Raw genomic sequence first — 20,728 nt, forward strand, 5'->3', positions numbered from 1 at the left:
TCAATCTAGTTTTAAAAACTAGATTGAATAATTGTCAAAAGTATGATATTCTTTTTTAGAAATGGTTAGGAGGGTTTTTATGGACGAGATAGAAAAATCACTACAAAATTGGGGCCAACAATTGGAAAACGTTCATTTGCCAAGATGGCATGAGTTACCAGACATTGAATTATATATGGATCAAGTGATTACTCTGATAGAAAAATACTTATCCCCATTGATTACACTGGAAAAACATACTTTGTTAACGTCCTCAATGGTTAATAATTATGTCAAACACGGGTTAATCCCGGCCCCAGTGAAAAAGCGCTACAATCAAAAGCATTTAGCGTTTTTAATTGCGATTACGTTGTTGAAACAAGTGTTAACATTGCCAGAAATTAAGCAAGGCATTTTATTCCAAGGAGCCACGGTTGGTATTCGTGAAGCGTACAATTTATTTTGTCAAGAACAGGAACGAGCGATTTATGTGATTGCTGCTCAAGCGCAAGAAAAAGAAGTTCAGGCCAAATCACAAGAACCTATGGGGATTGAATATTTGGCTGTAAAAGCAGCGACAATGTCTTTTGCTACTAAAATGTTTAGTGAAAAAGTGATTGAATTGGAACAAGAATACTTAAAAGAAATGGATGAGATGACACATGAATAAAGAAAAGATCGCACTACTGGTTGATTCTGGGACAGATGTTCCAGAGGCATTAGTCAAACAATACGGCATGTATGTCTTGCCTTTACAGATTATTTATCCTGAAAAAACCTATACAGATAAGGTAGATATTACACCAGAAGAAGTGTATCAACGTTTAGAGAAAGAAATCCCTAGTACTTCATTACCAGATGGCGCAACAATCCAAGCTATTTTTGACAAAATTAAAGAAGCGGGTTACGAAAAAGTCTTAGCGGTGACCATTTCTAGTGGTTTAAGTGGAACCTATAATGTGGTTCGCTTGCTTGGAGAACAAACCGAAGGACTAGATGTATTTGTTTTAGATACAAAGAACATTGGTATTGGGGCTGGCATTCAGGCGATACGAGCAGCAGAATTAATTGAAACAGGATTAGGATGGCAAGAATTACAACAAAAATTAACAGAAGAAGTAGCCAACGCAAAAGTATTTTTTAATGTAGCCACTTTAGAATATTTACAAAAAGGTGGACGAATTGGTTTAGTCACTTCTATTTTAGGGAATGCGCTAAAATTAAACCCCATTATTTCTTGTAATGAAGAAGGCATTTACTATACGGTGGCTAAGTCTCGCGGCCGTAAAAAAAGTCTTGATAAAACGTTTGAGTTGGTGACGAACTTTATAGGTGAGGCACCCCGTTTTCGTTTGGCAGTCGCTCACGGTGCGGCAGAGGAAGAAGCAAAAGAAATGATGGAACGCTTGAAAGCAGCTTTTCCACAAGCAGAAGAAATTTACTTTGGAACGATTAGTCCGGCATTAGTTGTTCATACAGGACCAGGACTTTTAGGTGTTGGTATACAGTTATTAAATGATTAATTAAATGAAAAATCCCCTCAAATTTTTTTGAGGGGATTTTTCATTTAAGATTTCTCTTTTTCATAGAAATATCATTTTGCTGAAAAAACAACGAAAATTATATTGAAAATTTCACGAATGTGTTACAATTTGTCTACAAAGGGGGAATTTTTTGTAAAAAAAGCAATAGCAGAATGTTTAGGAACATTTATTCTTGTCTTTTTTGGGACAGGAACAGCCGTTCTAGGAAATGGTATGGAAGGGATTGGAACAACGGGGATTGCCTTAGCATTTGGGTTAACAATCGTTGCTGCTGCCTATAGTATTGGCACAATTTCAGGTGCACATCTAAATCCAGCTGTTTCTATAGGAATGTGGCTTAATAAACGAATAACAACAATGGAACTAATCTACTATGTAGTGGGACAAATTGTTGGCGGCTTGATTGCCTCATTTGCATTATTAAGCATTCTAAAAGGTGCTGGTAAAAGTATTGAGAACTTAGGTCAAAATGGCGTAGGGGAATTAAGTGTTGCTGGTGCATTGACAGTCGAAATTATTTTAACATTTATTTTTGTTTTAGTTGTCATGACAGTTACAAGTGCTAAGAAAGGCAATGCTTCATTAGCAGGAATCGTAATTGGGTTAACACTAACAATGATTCACTTAGTCGGCATTCCTTTGACAGGAACTTCTGTCAACCCAGCTCGTAGCATCGCGCCAGCCGTTTTTGCGGGTGGTTCAGCGTTATCTGAGTTGTGGATTTTTATCGTTGCGCCATTAATTGGTGGATTATTAGCCGCTCTTGTAGCAAAATTCGTCTTAGATACGGAAGAATAGATTAGCGAAAGAAGAATCTTTGATAACAAGCGTCAATTGTTGTCAGAGATTCTTTTTTTGTTATACTAGGAGAACCTAAAGGCGCATTTTTAACCAAAGATGAAAACATCATCAAAATAAGGTATAATAGGAAAGTATCAAATAAGATTAGAAGGAAAAAGAGGTGTCTCTTTGTGAAGAAAATTTTAGTAGTTGATGACGAGAAGCCAATTTCAGAGATCGTTAAATATAATTTGGTTAAAGAAGGATATGAAGTATTTACTGCTTATGATGGAGAAGAAGCACTTGAAAAAGTGGAAGAAGTGGAACCAGACTTAATTATTTTAGACTTAATGCTCCCTAAAATGGATGGCTTAGAAGTCGCACGAGAAGTGCGCAAAACACATGATATGCCAATCATTATGGTGACTGCCAAAGATTCTGAAATTGATAAGGTTTTAGGATTAGAATTAGGAGCCGATGACTATGTAACGAAACCATTTTCAAATCGTGAATTAGTTGCTCGTGTAAAAGCCAATTTACGGCGAGGTGCAACCAATGCGAAAGAAGCCGAGGTGACAACACAATCTGAATTAACGATTGGTGATTTAACCATTCATCCTGATGCATACATGGTCTCAAAACGGGGTGAAAAAATTGAATTAACCCACCGTGAATTTGAGTTACTTTATTACTTAGCAAAACATATCGGACAAGTGATGACTCGTGAACATTTGTTACAAACCGTTTGGGGTTATGATTATTTTGGTGATGTGCGGACAGTGGACGTAACCGTGCGTCGTTTAAGAGAAAAAATTGAAGATAGTCCAAGTCATCCAACGTATTTGGTTACTCGTCGTGGGGTTGGTTATTATCTAAGAAATCCTGAACAGGAGTAATCAGGTATGAAGAAAAAAGTTCACTTTTTTCAATCTGTTAATTTTAAGATTGCGTTATCATTTATTCTGCTGTTACTGATTGCGATTCAAATCATTGGTGGCTATTTCATTCGTGAATTGGAAGCCACTACAATTTCCGATTTTAAAAAAAATATGGATTCCCAAGTTGTCCAATTGTCAAACACGTTAAGTACGCAGATGAGCAACAAAGATCTCGAACGTAGTGACGTTGATGCAAATTTAAAAAAAGCGTTATCTGATTTTTCAAATGCAGATATTTCTGAAGCGAGAATTGTCGATGATAAAGGGATTATTCGGGCAACCAATGATTTAAATCAACAAAATATTATTGGGAAAAAGAATGATTATCGTGATTTAAATGACTTTACGAGTAAAAAATATCAAGCTTTAGATAATGATAAACGCGTGTATGTGAATGTTCAGCCGATTCAATCGCCTACTGGAGAAACAGTGATTGGTGTCCTTTATGTGAAAAGTAATTTAGAAAATAAATACCAAGAAATTACCAACACAGCAAGTATCTTTTTCACTGCTTCTATTATTGCCGCAGCAATCTCGATTATTGTGACCTTACTGATTGCACGATCAATCACGAAGCCGATTGGTGAAATGCGCGAGCAAGCCATTCGAATCGCTCGTGGTGACTACGCTGGAAAAGTAGAAGTCCATGGAAAAGATGAATTAGGCCAATTAGCAGAAACATTTAATCAATTATCAGAACGGATTGAAGAAGCACAAGAAACAATGGAAGCAGAAAGAAATCGTTTAGATAGTGTCTTAACGCATATGACAGATGGTGTCATTGCGACGGATCGCCGCGGAAAGGTGATTACAATTAATGAGATGGCCCTTTCATTATTAAATGTAAAAAATGAAAATGTGATTGGGACCTCGTTATTAGAGTTGTTAGATATTGAAGAAGATTACACATTGCGGAAGCTGTTAGAAGAGCCAGATGAACTGCTGATTGATCGCTCAACGTCTGATCGTGAAGAAGACCAAATGATTATCCGGGTAGACTTTACGATGATTCGTCGGGAATCAGGATTTATTACTGGCTTAGTTTGCGTACTTCATGACGTCACAGAACAGGAAAAAAACGAACGGGAAAGACGGGAATTTGTTTCCAATGTTTCTCATGAGTTGCGAACGCCTTTGACAAGTATGCGTAGTTATATAGAGGCTTTGAGTGAAGGAGCTTGGGAAAACCCTGAGATTGCGCCGAATTTCTTAAAAGTCACGTTAGAAGAAACCGACCGGATGATTCGTATGATTAATGATTTGTTAAATTTATCTCGGATGGACTCTGGGAATACACATCTTCAATTAGAGTATGTGAATTTTAACGAATTGATTAATTTTGTCTTGGATCGCTTTGATATGATGATTGAAAATGAGCAAAAAAATTACAAAATTCGCCGTGAATTTACTAAACGCGATTTATGGGTAGAGTTAGATACAGACAAAGTAATTCAGGTTTTAGACAACATTTTGAACAATGCGATTAAGTATTCGCCAGATGGCGGCGTCATTACCTGCCGACTAGTTGAAACACATAATAATGTCGTCTTTAGTATCTCGGACCAAGGTTTGGGCATCCCTAAAAAAGATCTCGGGAAAGTCTTCGAGCGTTTTTATCGTGTGGATAAAGCACGTGCGCGAGCACAAGGTGGGACTGGTTTAGGTTTAGCAATTTCTAAAGAAGTAATTCGGGCCCATAACGGGAGTATTTGGGTGGAAAGTACAGAAGGTGAAGGATCGACTTTCTATATTTCACTACCATATGAACCTTATGAAGAGGATTGGTGGGAATGATGAAATTATCAGAATGGATTACAAGAATTGGCTTGATTTTAATGGTCATTTTAAGTATATATTTTTCAGTCAATATCTGGCTGAATTCTGCCAAAAAAATACCAGAAATGAAGTCGGGAAGCCAAGTCACAACAGCTGTCAATGAAAAAGCCATTGGCGATGTCTATTTACCTTTGCAATTGATTCGAATAACTGATGGAAAAGCGATGCAAAGTAATCGTGAAACATTAATTAGTAATGTTCAAAATGATATTAAAATGGCTACGTTTGGTAAATTGACACAAGTTGTGACAAAAAATGCAGAGCAACTTAAGCGCTACAACCAAATGGAACAAGGCATTGAACTTCTTTATCAAGGTCCCTTTTTAATCTCGGACTATGCTTCGATTTATAATCTATCCATTAATTTTACTAACTTTAATGAGTTGACGGACCAGTATTTTACGAAAATTCAATTGGATTTTAACGAAAATAAGATACGTTTTTTAGATTATGACCAAGCCAACGTCTATGAAGCGCCCATGACTGTCAATAAGGCGCGCTTAATGGGAATTATCAATAAAGAGGGATTGCAATATCAAGACGTTTCCGAAAATACGCTAACCAAACAAGGGCAATGTTATTTAACCAATGATATGAAGTTGAAAAAGTACAGTTATATTTTAGCTTCGCAACCAGTTACTCGTTTTAGGAATGCTTTTTTCAATGAAACGGAAGATATCCAAACCAATGAAGACAGTCAAGACTTAACCTACACGAGTAAAGAAGAACGATTGTTTGCAGAAGAAAAACTGGGGAAAATCGATTTTAAAGGGACCTTGCCAGAAGAGAATAAACGGGATTCAATCTATAATCAAAGCTTTTCTTATGTAAAACGTTTAGGAACCAATATGGGGAATTTACGTTACTTTGATCGAACGAAAGATAGTGTCAATTATCGGACTTTTGTGGAAGGTTTCCCAGTGTTCAGTAATGATTTAAAAGGCCAAGTGGATATTCGCATCACGAACAACGATGGTGCTGCACCAAGCGTAACCATTAACACAAGTGTGAATACAATCCAAGTACCGATTCCTTCAGAAGAAGAAGTGACGCTGGAAAGCACGGAAAAATTGATTAAGCGTTTAGAAACGGCTGGTGCTAAAAAGGAAAAAATCCAATCGGCTGTTATCGGTTATACGTGGCAGACAATTGAAGAAGTCAAACAAGTCGTTGATTTAAGTCCGGAATGGTATGTCCTTTATAACAACAATTGGTACACTGCAACGGACTTGGTAAAACAATTACCAAGCTTGGAGGTGGGCTAATGGATTTTAAACGAATTGAGTGGATTTTCTTCTTAGCATTTTTAGGATTAAATATCTTTTTATTTGGAATTTATCGGGAAGGTCAACAAGAAGAGAGCAACGTCTCTTCTTCCAGCCAAACAGAATCGATTGAAAGTCGGTTGGAAAAAGATAACATCTCGTATAAAGGGACACTTTCTTCAGAACGATTGGAAGGCTATTATTTAAGTGGCGAACAAACCAATTTTTCTGCTGCTTTAAAAATCCAACGTGAAAAGAATAAAAATTTTTTGAGAAATGGGCTGCAAATTGCGGATAATACTTTAACGAGTGTACCTAGTAAAAACTATTTTATTGATCCTAAGAAAATTGATAAAGATTTAAGTACCTTTTTAAATGAAAAAAATGCTTTATTATTCGGAGACGAATATCAATACTTACCAGAATTTTCTCATTTAAAAGAGCCAACGGCAGAAATTGTGGCTGCACAATCGTATAAAGGAATTCCCTTTAGAGACGACACGGCAAAATTAAGTATTTTAGCAGATACGTCAGGTGAATTATGGAAAATTAGTAAATATTCGCAAACGCACATTGAAAATATTGAAGAGTTACGAGACAAAACGGATTTATATTCCAATCGTGATGCGATAGACACGCTCTATATGAATAACCGGATTCCTAGTAATTCCAAAATAACATTCATTAAATTGGCCTATTCAAGAATTTATAAAATTCGTGAGAAAAATGTATACGTTCCAGTCTGGTTTGTAGGAATTTCTACTGGTGAAGATTCAGTTGAAATTGAACAGGTGAATGCCGTAAGTAATACCATCATCACAAATAATACTGTGCCAAAGGTGGAAAAACATTAAGGTCCGTTGTATAATGAAACACGTTAATGTTGTAATGTAGAAGGGAAGAGTTTTAAATGGATTCAGAGTTTGCTTTTAATATCAGTGTTCTTGCCAGTGGCAGTACAGGCAATTCCCTTTTTATTGAAACCAACCAAAAGAAAGTATTAGTAGATGCGGGTTTAAGTGGCAAAAAAATCACTTCACTGTTAGCAGAAGTCAATCGCAAACCAGAAGATTTAGATGCGATTTTAGTTACACATGAACATCGGGATCACATTCACGGCGTTGGCGTGTTAGCGCGAAAATATAAGTTAGATGTCTATGCTAATGAAAAAACGTGGCAAGCGATGGATCCCATGATTGGCAAAGTCGATGTCGCTCAAAAACATATTTTTGAAATGGGCAAAGTTTTGACCTTGGGAGATATGGACATTGAAAGTTTTGGTGTCTCACATGATGCGATTGCGCCTCAATTTTATCGTTTTCATCGCAATAATCGTTCCTTTGTTGTTCTAACGGATACAGGTTATTGTAGCGATCATATTCGTGGTACGATTGAAAATGCAGATGCTTATTTAGTCGAAAGCAATCATGAAATTGAAATTTTGCGAGCAGGACCTTATCCATGGAGTCTTAAACAACGGATTTTAGGAGATAAAGGCCATTTATCCAATGATGATGGTGCTCTTGTGATGGCGGATGTATTAGGTGATAAAACAAAACGCATTTATTTAGGTCATCTTAGCAAAGAAAATAATACGAAACTTCATGCGCGAATGGCCATGGAGTCTACTTTGAAGCAAAAGGATTTAGGCGTCGGGGAAGCATTTAAGGTATATGATACAGACCCCGATTCAGCCTCAGAGTTATTTCAAATTTAGAATAATGGTGGTTTATCAGTTTTTGAGCGTGGAGCAAAAATCCAAAGTGATTTTTGTCCCATGCTCATTTTTTGTTCTTTTATCTAGTTGGTTTGACTGATACATCGGTGATAATACTTTTAAACTCTTAGTTAATTTTTTGACAAATACTTGTGTTTGTCTGGTGTTAGGAGTATAGTTAACTAGATTTTTACTAGTGGGAGGTCTATGATGTTTCAATTTTTACCAAACTCTGTTTTACAGATGAGCACTATTTTTCTTTCGATTATTATCGAAGCATTGCCTTTTGTCATGTTAGGTTGCTTGATTTCAGGCGCTTTACATGTTTTTTTAACACCAGAACGAGTAAAAAAAGTGTTACCTAAAAATAAATTTTTATCAATTTGTGTAGGTAGTTTCCTAGGGTTTTTCTTCCCTTCTTGTGAATGCGGGATCGTCCCAATTGTGCATCAATTTGTTAAAAAAGATGTACCAACACATACCGCTTTTGCTTTTATGTTAACGGCACCAATCATTAATCCGATTGTGCTATTCTCAACATACGTAGCTTTTAGTGGCGCAACAAAATTTGTGATTTGGCGAGTTTTAGGTAGTATGATTGTCGCGTGGGTTATCGGCATTTGGTTAGCTTATTTTCGAAAAGAATCAATTTTAACAGAAAAAGAGTTGGCGCAGATTAAAGAAGAGCAGGTTGCTCATACGCATGAACACGTTGATGAATCTCGTTCATTTTGGAAAAACGGCTGGTCAGCGTTAACCCATAGTATTGATGAATTTTTTGATACGGGTCGTTATTTAATTTTTGGTTCTTTGTTAGCAGCAATCATGCAAACCTATATCCCAACTGGTGCGCTTATGCAATTGGGCCATTCAAAGATTTTAGCGATTCTAGTCATGCTAGTCATCGCTGCCACTCTATCACTTTGTTCAGAAGCAGATGCATTTATTGGTTCTTCTCTTTTGAGTTTATTTGGCACAGGACCAATTGTCGCCTTCTTAGTTTTTGGTCCAATGGTAGATATTAAAAATTTATTGATGATGAAACGTTATTTTAAAATGTCATTCATTGTACAATTTGTTTTGATAGTGGCGCTTGTCGTAACTATTTATGCGGCAGTAGTTTAGAAAGGAGGCCTACAATCGATGATACGATTTATTATTTTAATTGGATATATGGGGTTGATGATGTATCTTCAAATTTCAGGTGAACTGAACCAATATATCAATATTCATTATAATTACTTAGCTGTTTTATCAATGGTTTTAGCTTTTATTATGGCGATTGTCCAATTGATTTTGTGGAACCAAGCAGATCCATCAATGCAAAAAAAACATGAAGACATGCACCAACATGGGGGACATGAACATCATGGCCATCAGCATAATTTGGAAAAACCCAGCCAAAGAGGGCTTGCCTATTTACTACTTTCTTTACCATTGATTGTTGGCTTATTATTTCCGACAGTTAGTTTAGACACAACAATTGTTGAAGCAAAAGGATTTAACTTTCCAGTAAGTAAAGAATCAGTAGGGGATCCTGATATGCAAACGCAATATTTGAAACCTGATACAAGTATGTATTTCAATAAGACGGATTATGACAAGCAGATGGCAAAAGCCATGAAACAATATGATGGCCAATCTGTGATTTCAATTACGGATGAAAACTATTTGGAAATTATGGAACTAATCTATAATTATCCAAGTCAATTTGCAGGGAAAAGGATTTCTTATAAAGGCTTTGTCTATAATTCAAAACGAGAAGAAAGTGTTGACCAGTTTGTCTTCCGTTTTGGAATTATTCATTGTGTCGCTGATTCTGGCGTTTTTGGCTTGTTGGTTCATTTTCCTGAACATACCCAATTTCAAAACAATGATTGGGTAACGATTACCGGCACGGTTGAGTTGTCCTATTATCCACCGTTTAAACGACAAATACCAACTGTTCAAGTGGAGAAAGTCAAAGCAGATCAAGCACCAAAAAATCAATATGTCTATCGTTCCTTTTAAAAAAAGTTGGTTGCTTCCTTATCAAATGGAAGCAACCAACTTTTTTGCTATCTATTTTTTAATTTTGTTGCGTTTACGACGAATAAAACCCAAAGATTCTCTTTTTTCTCGAAAGCTGCGGATATTCTGATTGAAAACCTCAGAAGCGACTAAGCCTAACGCAATTGCCCCAGCAATCATTACAGCTTGCACGGTAAAATAGGCACCTTTTTCATAATTGCCAATTACGATATTCCGAACAGCTTGATAAGCTAAGCCACCAGGTACCAATGGAACAATACCAGGAATATTAAAAATCGTGACAGGCATTTTCAATATTTTTGAGAATAGGTAGCTTACTGCCGCAACACCGACAGCACCGATAAGGGAACCTAATGCCGCATTTCCACTAAAAACTTCAACGATTACCCAATAAAGCATCCAGCTTACACTACCAGTTAGACCACAAGCCACCAGTGATCGTCGAGGAACATTAATAATAATTGCAAACGCCGCAGAAGCTAAAAAACTAAAGATAAATTGTACCAAAACGATTCCTAGCAAGTAAGTCACTCCTTTTAATAGAAAAGTTGAAAGACAAAAGCAATGCCAAAACCAATCATTCCTGAAGTCATTAATGCTTCAGTCCCACGAGAAACACCCGATAAGTAGTGTCCGGCTAGCAAATCGCGAAGAGCATTGGTAATTTGCACACCAGGCACTAAAGGCATGACACAACCAATGATGATTAAATCTTGTGATTGTCCGAGTCCCAATTTGACTGAAAGGATAGCGGCTGCACCAATGAACAGCGAAGCTAAAAATTCAGATAAAAATTTAATCTTGAGAAACTTTAAACTAAAATAATAAAGACTATAGCCGCAACCACCAATCAGAAAAGTCAAGAACAAATCGGACCAGACACCACCAAAAAGAATCATAATTGTAGCGCTGACAACAGCCGCACTAACAATGCGTGCGCTAATTGGAAAATGTCGGTGTTCACTATCTATCACTTTTAGTTTATTCAGTAATTCCTCTAAAGAAAAATCACCAGCCACATAAGCACGAGACAGCTGATTCACACGAGAGATTTTTTCTAAATCAATGCCACGTTTCATTACTTGAACCATACGAATCGTGGAGGTTCCATCTATGCCAACAAATAACCCAGTTTGTGTCACATAGCTAACCATTCGATAGTTGCCAGAAGCAAGCGCAATTCGGCTCATTGTATCTTCAACACGGTACATTTCTGCATCGCTTTCTATCATAATTTTACCAGCTAACAAACAGGTTTCTAAAAGTAAATCCAAATGAGCAGGAGTCATTGAGCAAGCCTCACTTTATGTATTTTCTTCTAGTGTACTACAAACGAACCAAAAAGAGGAAATAAATAACAGCTGCAATCGAAAATTTACATCGTAAACAGATTGTTAGCGAATTGTAACATTAAAAGGCTGATATTATTTAATCATAGATATTTAAAAGTTTTCAAAAGAGAAACGTCGATTTTTTCGCAAAATGAATTGGAGGGAAAGGTGATATTCTGGCGATTTAGCAGAGCTTTATTCTTGTTTTATAAAGTTGTGTATTTGTTTTTATAATTTTAAAATTATCGATGGCTGTCATTTTTTTACGAAGCCTTTATTAATAAAAGACTAAGAAATAACAAAAAAGAGAGAAGGAGAAGAAATTTTGTTTGTAGTTTCGGTTCTTTTCTAGTAAAATGAAATTGTATAAAAGTAGAAGTGAGGTGTAGTAAAATGGGTTTTACAGACGAAACAGTACGCTTTGATTTTGATGATAATCGAAAAAAAGCAATCAGTGAAACGTTAGAAACCGTATATCGGGCATTAGAAGAAAAGGGATACAATCCTATTAACCAAATAGTAGGGTATTTACTTTCTGGGGACCCGGCTTACATTCCTCGTTATCAAGATGCTCGAAACTTAATTCGTCGTCATGAACGTGATGAAATCATGGAAGAATTAACCAAATATTACTTAGCGAACCACGGAATCGATATCAAATGAGGATCATGGGGCTAGATGTAGGTTCACGGACAGTCGGTGTGGCTGTTAGTGATTTATTAGGTTGGACAGCACAAGGCATCGAAATTATTCGCATCAATGAAGAGGAAGAGAACTTCGGTTTTGAGCGATTAGGTGAATTGGTGAAAGAATACGAAGTCACGAAATTTGTCGTAGGTTTACCGAAAAACATGAATAATTCCATCGGTCCTAGAGCTGAAGCATCCATGGCATATGGTGATAAGATTCAAGAATTATTTCAATTACCTGTTGACTATCAAGATGAACGATTAACAACTGTCCAAGCAGAGCGTTTCTTGGTGGAGCAAGCAGATGCTTCAAGAGCCAAAAGAAAAAAAGTCATTGATAAACTAGCGGCAGTAATGATTCTACAAAATTATTTAGATGCACATAGCCGATAATTATCGAGCTTTGAATACATCAAGGGAGAGAAGAAGAATGACAGAACACAACCACGATCATGATCACGAAGGACATGAACACATTACTTTAGTAGACGAACAAGGAAATGAAACATTATACGAGATCTTACTAACTGTTGACGGTCAAGAAGAATTCGGTAAAAATTATGTTTTATTATATCCAGCAGGAATTCCTGAGGATGAAGATGTTGAATTGCAAGCTTACTCATATGTGGAAAACGCAGAAGGTACAGAAGGCGATTTACAGCAAATCGAAACAGATGCTGAATGGGATATGATTGAAGAAGTTTTCAATACATTCATGGCTGAAGAAGAAGAGTAAAACTGTAACGAGAGAAGCGCTACTTCTCCTATTGAGAAGTAGCTTTCTTAATAATAATTGTTATAATGTACATGTTGTTTCTATCATAAGATACTATCGCTATCATTGAGTGTGGTGGATAAAGAAGGACAGTAATGTCTAGTTTTACAAGATGTTGTAAAAACGTAACATCCTTGTAATGACGTTAATTTGGTAACTATCTAGCATAATTTATAATTTGTGTTATACTAAGTGTGAGGTTTTAGAAATACTGTTAATTTTATAATATTAAATAAAAAAATGGCTCCACCTACTGGCATAGGTAGAGCCGTCAGAAATTCAGTTAAACAAACACGTAATTATTGGTGTGGTGCATTGCCACGAACTGAAATTCCAGTTAATAAAGCAAGTAAATCAAACATATATTTCACCTCCTTTATTATGATAGCTTCATTATAACATTATCTGTAAAATGATGGTATGTTTAATACAAAAAAAATAGAAAGATTGGAGTTTTGACTGTGAGAGTAGCGGGAGAAAAAATCAAAACAGCGCGTAAAAAGAAAAAATTATCGCAAGCTGAATTGGCAAAAGGAATTTGTACACAAGCAACAATTAGTAACATTGAAAACAAAAATGTGTGTGACAGTTTAGACATTTTCTCATCTGTATGTCTACGTTTAGACTTACAAGTGGAAGAATGTATCGAAGGTTCTAGTGAGAAAAAACTCGAAAGCTTATTAAATAAAGTAGAAGAATTATGCTTTTACTTTAAGCACGATGAAGCCTATGATTTGTTGAAAGACTATCCAGATGATATCGAAAGTTCAAACAGAATTTTAGAAACAAAATTTTTCTATTATAAAGGAATTACGAGTTTATTAGGTAAGAAAAATAATAGCGAAGCATTGTTCTATTTACATCGTGGTTCTGAAATTAGTCGTGATATTAATATTTATAATATTTTGAGCATGAATGCGATTGGTATTTTATATGAATTAGAAGATGATATTGAAAAAGCAAAAGTTTATTACGATAAATCTTTACAATTGCTAAGCGAATTCAAATTAGATTATCCATTAGAGCAATGTCGTATTTATTATAATACCGCAAAATTCTATTCATTAATTAAAGACTATGCAAAGAGTATTGAATTAAGTGATAAAGGAATCGAAATTAATCGGACACACAGTTCTATTTATTCTTTAGATTGCTTATTATACGAAAAAGCGTTTAATAAACAAATGCTAGGACTAGATGCTGTTGAAGATTATCGTATTGCGTACTACTTTACACGTTTCTTTGAAAATAAAAAATTACTTGCTTATATTGAAAAAGATATGCAAGAGTTTAATATCAGTTTTAAATAATAGATTAGCGTTTCAGATTTAAAAAAGGAACAACCTAACTCCTCTTGAGTTAAGTTGTTCCTTTTTTCTCTTTTTAATTTGTTTCTTTGACAGCGTTACGGACGCTTTCGGCGACGACTTTTGCGACTCCTTCTTGGAATGGATCGGGAATAATATTGGTCGGCGTGAGTTCATTATCGGGTATCAATTTTGCAATACCTTTGGCAGCGGCAATTTGCATTTCAATCGTAATCTTTTTCGCCCGAGCATCTAAGGCACCACGGAAGATACCAGGGAAAGCTAACACATTATTAATTTGATTCGGAAAGTCACTACGACCAGTTCCGACAATATAAGCGCCTGCCGCTAAAGCTTCATCAGGAAAAATTTCAGGAACTGGGTTAGCCATTGCAAAAATAACTGGCTGCTCATTCATCTGTTGAATCCACTCAGGTTTTAAAACGCCTGGTGCCGAAACACCAACAAAGACATCAGCGCCTTCAAGAGCAGTAGCTAAATCACCGGTACGGTGTTCCCGATTGGTTAGCTTCGCAATTTCTGCGTGGTGTGGTGGCAGAGCTGTATCTGTTTCGCTCAGAATCCCTGCACGGTCAACAATGATAATATGTTTTACGCCAGCAGCTAAAAATTTTCTTGTGATCGAAAGACCAGCGGAGCCACCGCCGTTGATTACCACATGAATGTCCTCTATTTTCTTGTTGATTAATTTTAAGCTGTTGTACAAAGCCGCTAGAACAACAATCGCTGTCCCGTGTTGATCATCATGGAAAACGGGAATATCTAGTTCATCGATTAAACGCTGTTCAATTTCAAAACAACGAGGAGCGCTGATATCTTCCAAGTTAATCCCTCCAAAGGTTGGAGCCAAAAACTTCACTGTTTGGATGATTTCTTCAGTATCTTGTGTATCTAAAACAAGGGGAATCGAATCCACACCAGCAAAGCGTTTAAACAATGCAGCTTTTCCTTCCATGACAGGCATCGCTGCTTCAGGACCAATGTTACCTAAACCTAAAACTGCTGAACCATCACTGATAACGGCGACGGTGTTTTTCTTTGTTGTTAATTCGTAGGCGCGTTCTTTTTTTTCATGTATGGCAGAAGAAACAGCCGCAACACCTGGTGTGTAGGCAATTCCTAAATCTGCTTTTGTTTCAATCGGAACTTTAGGGCAGACTTCTAATTTCCCCCCCAATTTTTTTGCTTGCTCAATCGCTAATTCTTTTACATCTTTTGTTGACATATCATTTTCCTCCTAAATAATTCACTTATGGTTAAAAAAGCATTCTAAAAATAGCAGTCATTGTTATTACTGTAATGGCACCGCCTAAACGTGTCGCAACTTGTGCAAACGGCATTAAGTTCATTCGATTGGCTGTACTTAAAATAGCCACATCGCCAGTCCCACCCATACCACTCTGGCAAGCGGAGACAATGGCAGCCTCAACGGGATTCATATTCATGAAGCGTGAAACGAAAAATCCTGTAGCAATAACAGTGAAAACGACACTAATTACCACAACAAAATATTGCCAGCTAAGCATTCCTACGACATCTTTTAAAGGAATATATAACATACCTAAGCCGACCATTAACGGGAACGTAAAATTGCCAGAGATAAATTTATAAAGCTGTTTTGATCCGCGTTGGGTTTCTTTCGGTACTACATTTAAGTATTTTAAAAAGGCTGCGACAACAATCATCAAAACAGGACCAGGAAAGCTTGTTAAGTGTTGCAATAAACCGCCTGTAATAAATAAGGTACACGCAATTAAAACACCAGCGCCCATTAATTTTACATCAATTGGTGCTTTGTCTTCTTCTAAAGCATCACTTAAATCATCTGAATTGGTAATTTTGATCAACTGACCTTGTCCAGAAAGTTCAGGGCGTTTTTCTCCTAAACGACTAAGTAAACCTGAACACATGATAGCAAAAAAATTACCAATAATGGTTGCGGGAATTAATTGCCCCACTAATTGTTCACTTGGCAATCCAGTAATGGCACTATAACCAAGGGATAAAGGAAGAATGCCTTCACCGATTCCACCAGCTAAAACAGGAGTGACGATATAGAAAAGGCTATGTTTCCAACCGAGACCTAACAGCGTTCCAACAAGGGTCCCAACGCCCATTGCTAAAATCATTCCTAATGCCATCGGGACAATCATGCGCATTAAACCTTGGACTAAAATTTTGCGGTTCATTCCAAGGATACTTCCACAGACCAAACATGCAATATAGAAATAGAGAAAGTTTGCTTGTTTCATTAAAATATCTGTTGAGTCTAAGACATTTTGGTTGAGTAAATTGAAAAAGACCATAATTGATGGTACTAATAAAGATAAAATTGCGGGACCGCCAAAATGTTTCAAAATAGGAATATTTCCACCAATTGTTCCAAGTAACCAACCCATTGTTAAAATTACGGCAAAACCACCTAACATATTGACTGGTAGTTGTTCTAATAGAGCCGTAACAAGAATAATGCTAGCTGTTACAAGATAAACAGGTAACGTAACCGAACCAATCCTCGTTTTGGTTAATTTGTTGCGCCAATCTGTTTCATTAGCAGCTGTTGCGTGCAATTTCTTTTCCATGCTATTTCCTCCTATAACTTTAATCTATATTCATCATAATGTAAACGTTTTCTGTAGAGTAGATTATTTAATTAATTTAACTAAAGAAAAGTTTTTTAACCAAATCTTCCTATGCTATACTTTATTTGAAGAGAAAAGAGGGATGGAATGAAGCGTGGCGGGAAATTATGGTGCTTCTTATCAGTGATTTTTATTGCAACATTAATTATTATGATTACTTTCTTTTACGGAGTAACGACGGTTCAAACAATTAAAGAAGTTCGTAAAAACCAAGAGCAAGCACTTTTAGCCGTCGGGGAACAGTTGGCTATTGAACCGAATGTTATTGAAGCCTTAAAGAATGATCACTATTCAGATGAATTGGAAGCGTATACGGTTCGTTTAGGTGAAATCCATCAGTTGGATTTTATCGTGATTATGAATATGCAGGGGATTCGTTTAACACATCCTGATCGCCAAAAAATAGGTAAGCATTTTGAAGGTGGCGATGAAGTGCGAGCATTAAAAGGGGAGGAACATTTATCTGTTAGTCAAGGGAGTTTAGGAGAATCATTACGAGGTTTTGTCCCAGTCTATGATCAAGGAAAACAAATTGGGGTTGTGGCAATGGGCATTAAAATGACCTCGCTTTCACAATTGATTGAACGAACAAAAAATGATTACACAGTGAGTGTCCTTTTAAGTGTTGGTTTTGGCTTTATATTAGCCATCGTGGTTTCTTATTATTTAAAAAAACAACTTCACGATTTAGAGCCAAGAGAAATTGCTCGTCTATTAGAAGAGCGAAACGCCATGCTTGAGGAAACGAAAGACGCAATCCTTGTGATTGATACCGATCAAAATATTTTATTAGCAAATATTGAAGCAACTAAAATGTATCATAATATAACAAATAGTGAAGAAAATTTACTAGGAAAGAAACTTTCAGCATTGGTTTTATCTCCTGAAAAATTAATCGTACATTCAAAAACAGAGCAATTCTATCGTCAAAATGGCCAGGATTATTTCGTCTCAATCGCCCCGATTAATGTCCGTAAAAAAACAATTGGGCATGTTATCTTTCTGAAAAATGCGACGGAAACGTTTATTGTCGCAGAACAGCTTGTCAGCACAACAACATATGCTTCGGCATTACAAAGTCAATCACACGAATTTATGAATAAGATGCATGTCATTTATGGCTTAGTCGATTTAGAAGATTATGAGGCGCTAAAACATTATCTAGCCGATTTATTGAAACCAGAAAAGGAATTTGCACAGCGCTTAGCTATTTTGGTTAGGAATCCTATTTTAGCAGGTTTTTTAAGTGGGGAAAGAATCAAGTTTGCAGAAATTAAAACACAATTAGCTATTGAAATTTATCCAGAAATTCCACCAAATAAACGAGATGAAGATACACAAAATTTGATTGCTATCTACCGTTATATTCATCGTTTCCTGATGGAACAACCGTTACCAGAAGAGATCATTGAAACCATTGATTATCAGCCAGGAAGTTTGACGACGACTTATTCGTTTGCTTATCCAAAAGAACAACTGGAACGCTTTGAACAAGAGTTTTTCACTTCTTATTTGGCAAGATTATTAGAGAATGCGGAAGCGACATTGACTTGGGAAAACCAACAAAACAATTGGCTTGTCATTCGCATAAATGTTCATTACGAAGGAGCAGAGGAAAATGAACCTATTGATTATTGAAGACGATCCTATGGTTGCATATATACATCAAAAATATCTTGAAAAATTAATTCACCAACCGACTATTTATACGGCGGCAACAATTGCTGAAGGTCTACAACTAACGAAAGAAAAACAACCAGCACTTGTTTTATTAGATGTTCATTTAAAAGATGGCAATGGCTTGACCTATCTGGCAACAATTAGAGATGAAAAAATTGATACAGAAGTCATCCTGATTACGGCTGCCAACGAGTTGGAAAATGTTAAACGAAGCTTACATTTAGGCGTTTTAGACTATTTAGTTAAACCCTTTTCTTTTGAGCGATTTCAACAAAGTATCGAAAACTATCAGAAAAAAACTGCTCAATTCACGCTGGAAACGAAGGAGCTTTCGCAAACAAAAGTGGACCAATTATTTCATTATTCACAGACAAACGCACGTAAAAATGAACAAGATCTTCAAAACATGTCCTTAGAAAAAGGACTAACACAAGCAACATTACAATTATTGTTAAAAAAAATAGACAAATTTACCGACTATTTTACGATTCAAGAATTATCAGAAGCGAGTCAGCTTTCACATGTTTCTGTTCGTAAATATGTGTTGTTTCTAGAAAAAAATAACCTTTTAGAAAGTAAAAATAGCTATTTAAAAGTGGGGCGTCCCTATCAATCGTATCGGAGAATTTAGTATTTTTTATTTTTTAGTAAATAAAAAAAGTAATTGAAAAGTGGCGAAATACAGAGGATACTCCTTTTTATTCTCATTTAAAGAACTTAATTGAGAATGGAAAAGAGGATATTATTTGTTATTTTTTGAGAATATATGATATTCTTTATTATGTAAGAAATAATATTATATGGGAGGAACGAGCGATGAAAGTTATTGTTTTAGGATCATCACATGGAGGTTATGAAGCGGTAGAGGAATTACTAAATCTTCATCCTGATGCAGAAATTCAATGGTATGAGAAAGGTGATTTTATCTCATTCTTGTCTTGTGGCATGCAGTTGTACCTAGAAGGAAAAGTGAAAGATGTTAATTCTGTTCGCTATATGACTGGCGAAAAAATGGAGAGCCGTGGTGTAAATGTCTTTTCTAATACTGAAATTACAGCGATTCAACCAAAAGAACATCAAGTGACAGTGAAAGATTTAGTGTCAGGTGAAGAACGTGTTGAAAATTATGATAAATTAATCATCAGTCCCGGAGCTGTCCCATTTGAATTAGATATTCCAGGTAAAGATTTGGATAATATTTACTTGATGCGTGGTCGTCAATGGGCCATTAAATTAAAACAAAAAACAGTAGATCCAGAAGTCAATAATGTGGTTGTGATTGGTAGTGGTTATATTGGGATTGAAGCTGCCGAAGCATTTGCAAAAGCCGGCAAAAAGGTTACTGTTATTGACATTTTAGATCGTCCATTAGGGGTATATCTAGATAAAGAATTTACAGATGTTTTAACAGAAGAGATGGAAGCTAATAATATTACCATTGCAACTGGTGAAACAGTTGAACGTTACGAAGGCGACGGTCGTGTGCAAAAAGTCGTTACAGATAAAAATGCGTACGATGCTGATTTGGTCGTTGTAGCGGTTGGTGTCCGTCCAAACACTGCTTGGTTAAAAGGTACCTTGGAATTACATCCGAATGGCCTAATCAAGACGGATGAATACATGCGGACAAGTGAGCCGGATGTATTTGCAGTAGGGGATGCTACGTTAATTAAATACAATCCTGCAGACACAGAAGTAAATATTGCCTTAGCAACGAATGCTCGTAAACAAGGTCGCTTTGCTGTGAAAAACCTAGAGGAACCAGTTAAACCTTTCCCTGGTGTTCAAGGATCTTCTGGCTTGGCCGTCTTTGATTATAAATTTGCTTCAACAGGGATTAACGAAGTCATGGCTCAAAAATTAGGAAAAGAAACAAAAGCGGTGACAGTAGTAGAAGACTACTTGATGGACCTTAATCCAGACAAACAAAAAGCTTGGTTTAAATTAGTGTATGATCCTGAAACAACACAAATTTTAGGCGCTCAATTAATGTCAAAAGCAGATTTAACTGCAAACATTAATGCTATTTCATTAGCGATTCAAGCCAAAATGACGATTGAAGACTTAGCCTATGCGGACTTCTTCTTCCAACCAGCGTTTGACAAACCTTGGAACATTATTAATACAGCGGCTTTAGAAGCGGTGAAACAAGAACGTTAATAAAACAAGACAAGAACGATGCTGAAAAATAGT

Annotated in this window: 21 protein-coding genes; 17 read left to right on the forward strand and 4 right to left on the reverse strand. The window is 36.3% G+C overall.

What is annotated here, in order from left to right:
* The first annotated feature begins 79 nt into the window (after positions 1–79).
* The 10 genes from KQI94_RS10035 (at position 80) to KQI94_RS10080 (ending at position 10,069) form a co-directional block, all read left to right on the forward strand.
* On the forward strand, positions 80–649 hold the full coding sequence (locus KQI94_RS10035; RefSeq protein WP_002357951.1) for a DUF1836 domain-containing protein: 570 nt from the start codon (positions 80–82) through the stop codon (positions 647–649).
* A complete protein-coding gene (locus KQI94_RS10040) occupies positions 642–1,502 on the forward strand; it encodes a DegV family protein (protein WP_002369590.1) in 861 nt (286 codons plus the stop codon). Before KQI94_RS10035 ends, KQI94_RS10040 begins: the two co-directional genes overlap by 8 nt.
* Before the next feature lie 117 nt (positions 1,503–1,619).
* The gene (locus KQI94_RS10045) at positions 1,620–2,321 is read left to right on the forward strand and encodes an MIP family channel protein (protein ID WP_002390101.1); all 702 of its coding nucleotides are present in this window, start codon (positions 1,620–1,622) and stop codon (positions 2,319–2,321) included.
* A gap of 173 nt (positions 2,322–2,494) precedes the next feature.
* On the forward strand, positions 2,495–3,199 hold the full coding sequence (gene yycF / locus KQI94_RS10050) for a response regulator YycF (protein WP_002357947.1): 705 nt from the start codon (positions 2,495–2,497) through the stop codon (positions 3,197–3,199).
* Between the two features lie 6 nt (positions 3,200–3,205).
* Positions 3,206–5,035, forward strand: coding sequence for a cell wall metabolism sensor histidine kinase WalK (walK, locus tag KQI94_RS10055; RefSeq protein WP_002357946.1), 1,830 nt, complete (start codon positions 3,206–3,208; stop codon positions 5,033–5,035).
* On the forward strand, positions 5,032–6,342 hold the full coding sequence (locus KQI94_RS10060; protein ID WP_002385989.1) for a hypothetical protein: 1,311 nt from the start codon (positions 5,032–5,034) through the stop codon (positions 6,340–6,342). Before walK ends, KQI94_RS10060 begins: the two co-directional genes overlap by 4 nt.
* Positions 6,342–7,196 (forward strand): two-component system regulatory protein YycI, encoded by an 855-nt coding sequence (locus KQI94_RS10065; RefSeq protein WP_002365516.1) that lies wholly within the window; start codon positions 6,342–6,344, stop codon positions 7,194–7,196. Before KQI94_RS10060 ends, KQI94_RS10065 begins: the two co-directional genes overlap by 1 nt.
* Positions 7,197–7,252: 56 nt before the next feature.
* Entirely contained in the window at positions 7,253–8,059 is an 807-nt protein-coding gene (locus KQI94_RS10070; protein ID WP_002357943.1) for an MBL fold metallo-hydrolase, read from the forward strand.
* Between the two features lie 210 nt (positions 8,060–8,269).
* Positions 8,270–9,184, forward strand: a complete 915-nt coding sequence (locus KQI94_RS10075) for a permease (protein ID WP_002369587.1) — start codon at positions 8,270–8,272, stop codon at positions 9,182–9,184.
* A gap of 18 nt (positions 9,185–9,202) precedes the next feature.
* A complete protein-coding gene (locus tag KQI94_RS10080; protein WP_002357940.1) occupies positions 9,203–10,069 on the forward strand; it encodes a TIGR03943 family protein in 867 nt (288 codons plus the stop codon).
* A gap of 51 nt (positions 10,070–10,120) precedes the next feature.
* Here the strand turns inward: KQI94_RS10080 and KQI94_RS10085 are convergent, their stop codons facing one another.
* Positions 10,121–10,621, reverse strand: a complete 501-nt coding sequence (locus tag KQI94_RS10085) for a threonine/serine exporter family protein (protein WP_002382172.1) — start codon at positions 10,619–10,621, stop codon at positions 10,121–10,123.
* A gap of 5 nt (positions 10,622–10,626) precedes the next feature.
* Positions 10,627–11,379 carry a threonine/serine exporter family protein gene (locus tag KQI94_RS10090; RefSeq protein ID WP_002357938.1) on the reverse strand — a complete coding sequence of 251 codons (753 nt, stop codon included), beginning with the start codon at positions 11,377–11,379 and terminating at the stop codon, positions 10,627–10,629.
* A gap of 435 nt (positions 11,380–11,814) precedes the next feature.
* On the opposite strand from KQI94_RS10090, the gene ireB reads away from it, so the two are divergent.
* The 4 genes from ireB (at position 11,815) to KQI94_RS10110 (ending at position 14,195) form a co-directional block, all read left to right on the forward strand.
* Positions 11,815–12,084, forward strand: coding sequence for a regulatory phosphoprotein IreB (ireB, locus tag KQI94_RS10095; RefSeq protein ID WP_002357937.1), 270 nt, complete (start codon positions 11,815–11,817; stop codon positions 12,082–12,084).
* Positions 12,081–12,503 (forward strand): Holliday junction resolvase RuvX, encoded by a 423-nt coding sequence (gene ruvX / locus KQI94_RS10100; RefSeq protein WP_002357936.1) that lies wholly within the window; start codon positions 12,081–12,083, stop codon positions 12,501–12,503. Before ireB ends, ruvX begins: the two co-directional genes overlap by 4 nt.
* A 37-nt stretch (positions 12,504–12,540) precedes the next feature.
* Positions 12,541–12,846 carry a DUF1292 domain-containing protein gene (locus tag KQI94_RS10105; RefSeq protein WP_002357933.1) on the forward strand — a complete coding sequence of 102 codons (306 nt, stop codon included), beginning with the start codon at positions 12,541–12,543 and terminating at the stop codon, positions 12,844–12,846.
* Positions 12,847–13,346: 500 nt separating this feature from the next.
* Complete coding sequence (locus KQI94_RS10110) at positions 13,347–14,195, forward strand: helix-turn-helix domain-containing protein (RefSeq protein WP_002382173.1); 849 nt, start codon at positions 13,347–13,349, stop codon at positions 14,193–14,195.
* Positions 14,196–14,268: 73 nt separating this feature from the next.
* On the opposite strand, the gene KQI94_RS10115 is transcribed toward KQI94_RS10110, so the two are convergent.
* Positions 14,269–15,438, reverse strand: coding sequence for an NADP-dependent malic enzyme (locus KQI94_RS10115; RefSeq protein ID WP_002369585.1), 1,170 nt, complete (start codon positions 15,436–15,438; stop codon positions 14,269–14,271).
* A 31-nt stretch (positions 15,439–15,469) separates the two neighbouring features.
* Entirely contained in the window at positions 15,470–16,795 is a 1,326-nt protein-coding gene (locus KQI94_RS10120; RefSeq protein WP_216454389.1) for a 2-hydroxycarboxylate transporter family protein, read from the reverse strand.
* A gap of 147 nt (positions 16,796–16,942) precedes the next feature.
* Here KQI94_RS10120 and KQI94_RS10125 point away from each other — a divergent pair, with 147 nt between their 5' ends.
* From KQI94_RS10125 to KQI94_RS10135, 3 genes are all read left to right on the forward strand, one after another.
* Positions 16,943–18,493, forward strand: coding sequence for a sensor histidine kinase (locus KQI94_RS10125; RefSeq protein ID WP_002369584.1), 1,551 nt, complete (start codon positions 16,943–16,945; stop codon positions 18,491–18,493).
* The gene (locus KQI94_RS10130; protein ID WP_002369583.1) at positions 18,474–19,166 is read left to right on the forward strand and encodes a response regulator; all 693 of its coding nucleotides are present in this window, start codon (positions 18,474–18,476) and stop codon (positions 19,164–19,166) included. Before KQI94_RS10125 ends, KQI94_RS10130 begins: the two co-directional genes overlap by 20 nt.
* Before the next feature lie 185 nt (positions 19,167–19,351).
* Entirely contained in the window at positions 19,352–20,695 is a 1,344-nt protein-coding gene (locus KQI94_RS10135; protein ID WP_002369582.1) for an NADH peroxidase, read from the forward strand.
* The last annotated feature ends 33 nt before the right edge of the window (positions 20,696–20,728 follow it).

This window comes from Enterococcus sp. S183_ASV_20 (assembly GCF_018919685.1).
Taxonomy (GTDB): domain Bacteria; phylum Bacillota; class Bacilli; order Lactobacillales; family Enterococcaceae; genus Enterococcus; species Enterococcus faecalis.

Excerpts from the sequence above, each read along its gene's own strand:
- KQI94_RS10035 (WP_002357951.1), top strand. The coding sequence starts at position 80 with ATGGACGAGATAGAAAAATCACTACAAAATTGGGGCCAACAATTGGAA.
- KQI94_RS10040 (WP_002369590.1), top strand. The coding sequence starts at position 642 with ATGAATAAAGAAAAGATCGCACTACTGGTTGATTCTGGGACAGATGTT.
- KQI94_RS10045 (WP_002390101.1), top strand. The coding sequence starts at position 1,620 with ATGTGTTACAATTTGTCTACAAAGGGGGAATTTTTTGTAAAAAAAGCA.
- walK (WP_002357946.1), top strand. The coding sequence starts at position 3,206 with ATGAAGAAAAAAGTTCACTTTTTTCAATCTGTTAATTTTAAGATTGCG.
- KQI94_RS10060 (WP_002385989.1), top strand. The coding sequence starts at position 5,032 with ATGATGAAATTATCAGAATGGATTACAAGAATTGGCTTGATTTTAATG.
- KQI94_RS10065 (WP_002365516.1), top strand. The coding sequence starts at position 6,342 with ATGGATTTTAAACGAATTGAGTGGATTTTCTTCTTAGCATTTTTAGGA.
- KQI94_RS10070 (WP_002357943.1), top strand. The coding sequence starts at position 7,253 with ATGGATTCAGAGTTTGCTTTTAATATCAGTGTTCTTGCCAGTGGCAGT.
- KQI94_RS10075 (WP_002369587.1), top strand. The coding sequence starts at position 8,270 with ATGTTTCAATTTTTACCAAACTCTGTTTTACAGATGAGCACTATTTTT.
- KQI94_RS10080 (WP_002357940.1), top strand. The coding sequence starts at position 9,203 with ATGATACGATTTATTATTTTAATTGGATATATGGGGTTGATGATGTAT.
- KQI94_RS10090 (WP_002357938.1), bottom strand. The coding sequence starts at position 11,379 with ATGACTCCTGCTCATTTGGATTTACTTTTAGAAACCTGTTTGTTAGCT.
- ireB (WP_002357937.1), top strand. The coding sequence starts at position 11,815 with ATGGGTTTTACAGACGAAACAGTACGCTTTGATTTTGATGATAATCGA.
- ruvX (WP_002357936.1), top strand. The coding sequence starts at position 12,081 with ATGAGGATCATGGGGCTAGATGTAGGTTCACGGACAGTCGGTGTGGCT.
- KQI94_RS10105 (WP_002357933.1), top strand. The coding sequence starts at position 12,541 with ATGACAGAACACAACCACGATCATGATCACGAAGGACATGAACACATT.
- KQI94_RS10115 (WP_002369585.1), bottom strand. The coding sequence starts at position 15,438 with ATGTCAACAAAAGATGTAAAAGAATTAGCGATTGAGCAAGCAAAAAAA.
- KQI94_RS10120 (WP_216454389.1), bottom strand. The coding sequence starts at position 16,795 with ATGGAAAAGAAATTGCACGCAACAGCTGCTAATGAAACAGATTGGCGC.
- KQI94_RS10125 (WP_002369584.1), top strand. The coding sequence starts at position 16,943 with ATGAAGCGTGGCGGGAAATTATGGTGCTTCTTATCAGTGATTTTTATT.
- KQI94_RS10130 (WP_002369583.1), top strand. The coding sequence starts at position 18,474 with ATGAACCTATTGATTATTGAAGACGATCCTATGGTTGCATATATACAT.
- KQI94_RS10135 (WP_002369582.1), top strand. The coding sequence starts at position 19,352 with ATGAAAGTTATTGTTTTAGGATCATCACATGGAGGTTATGAAGCGGTA.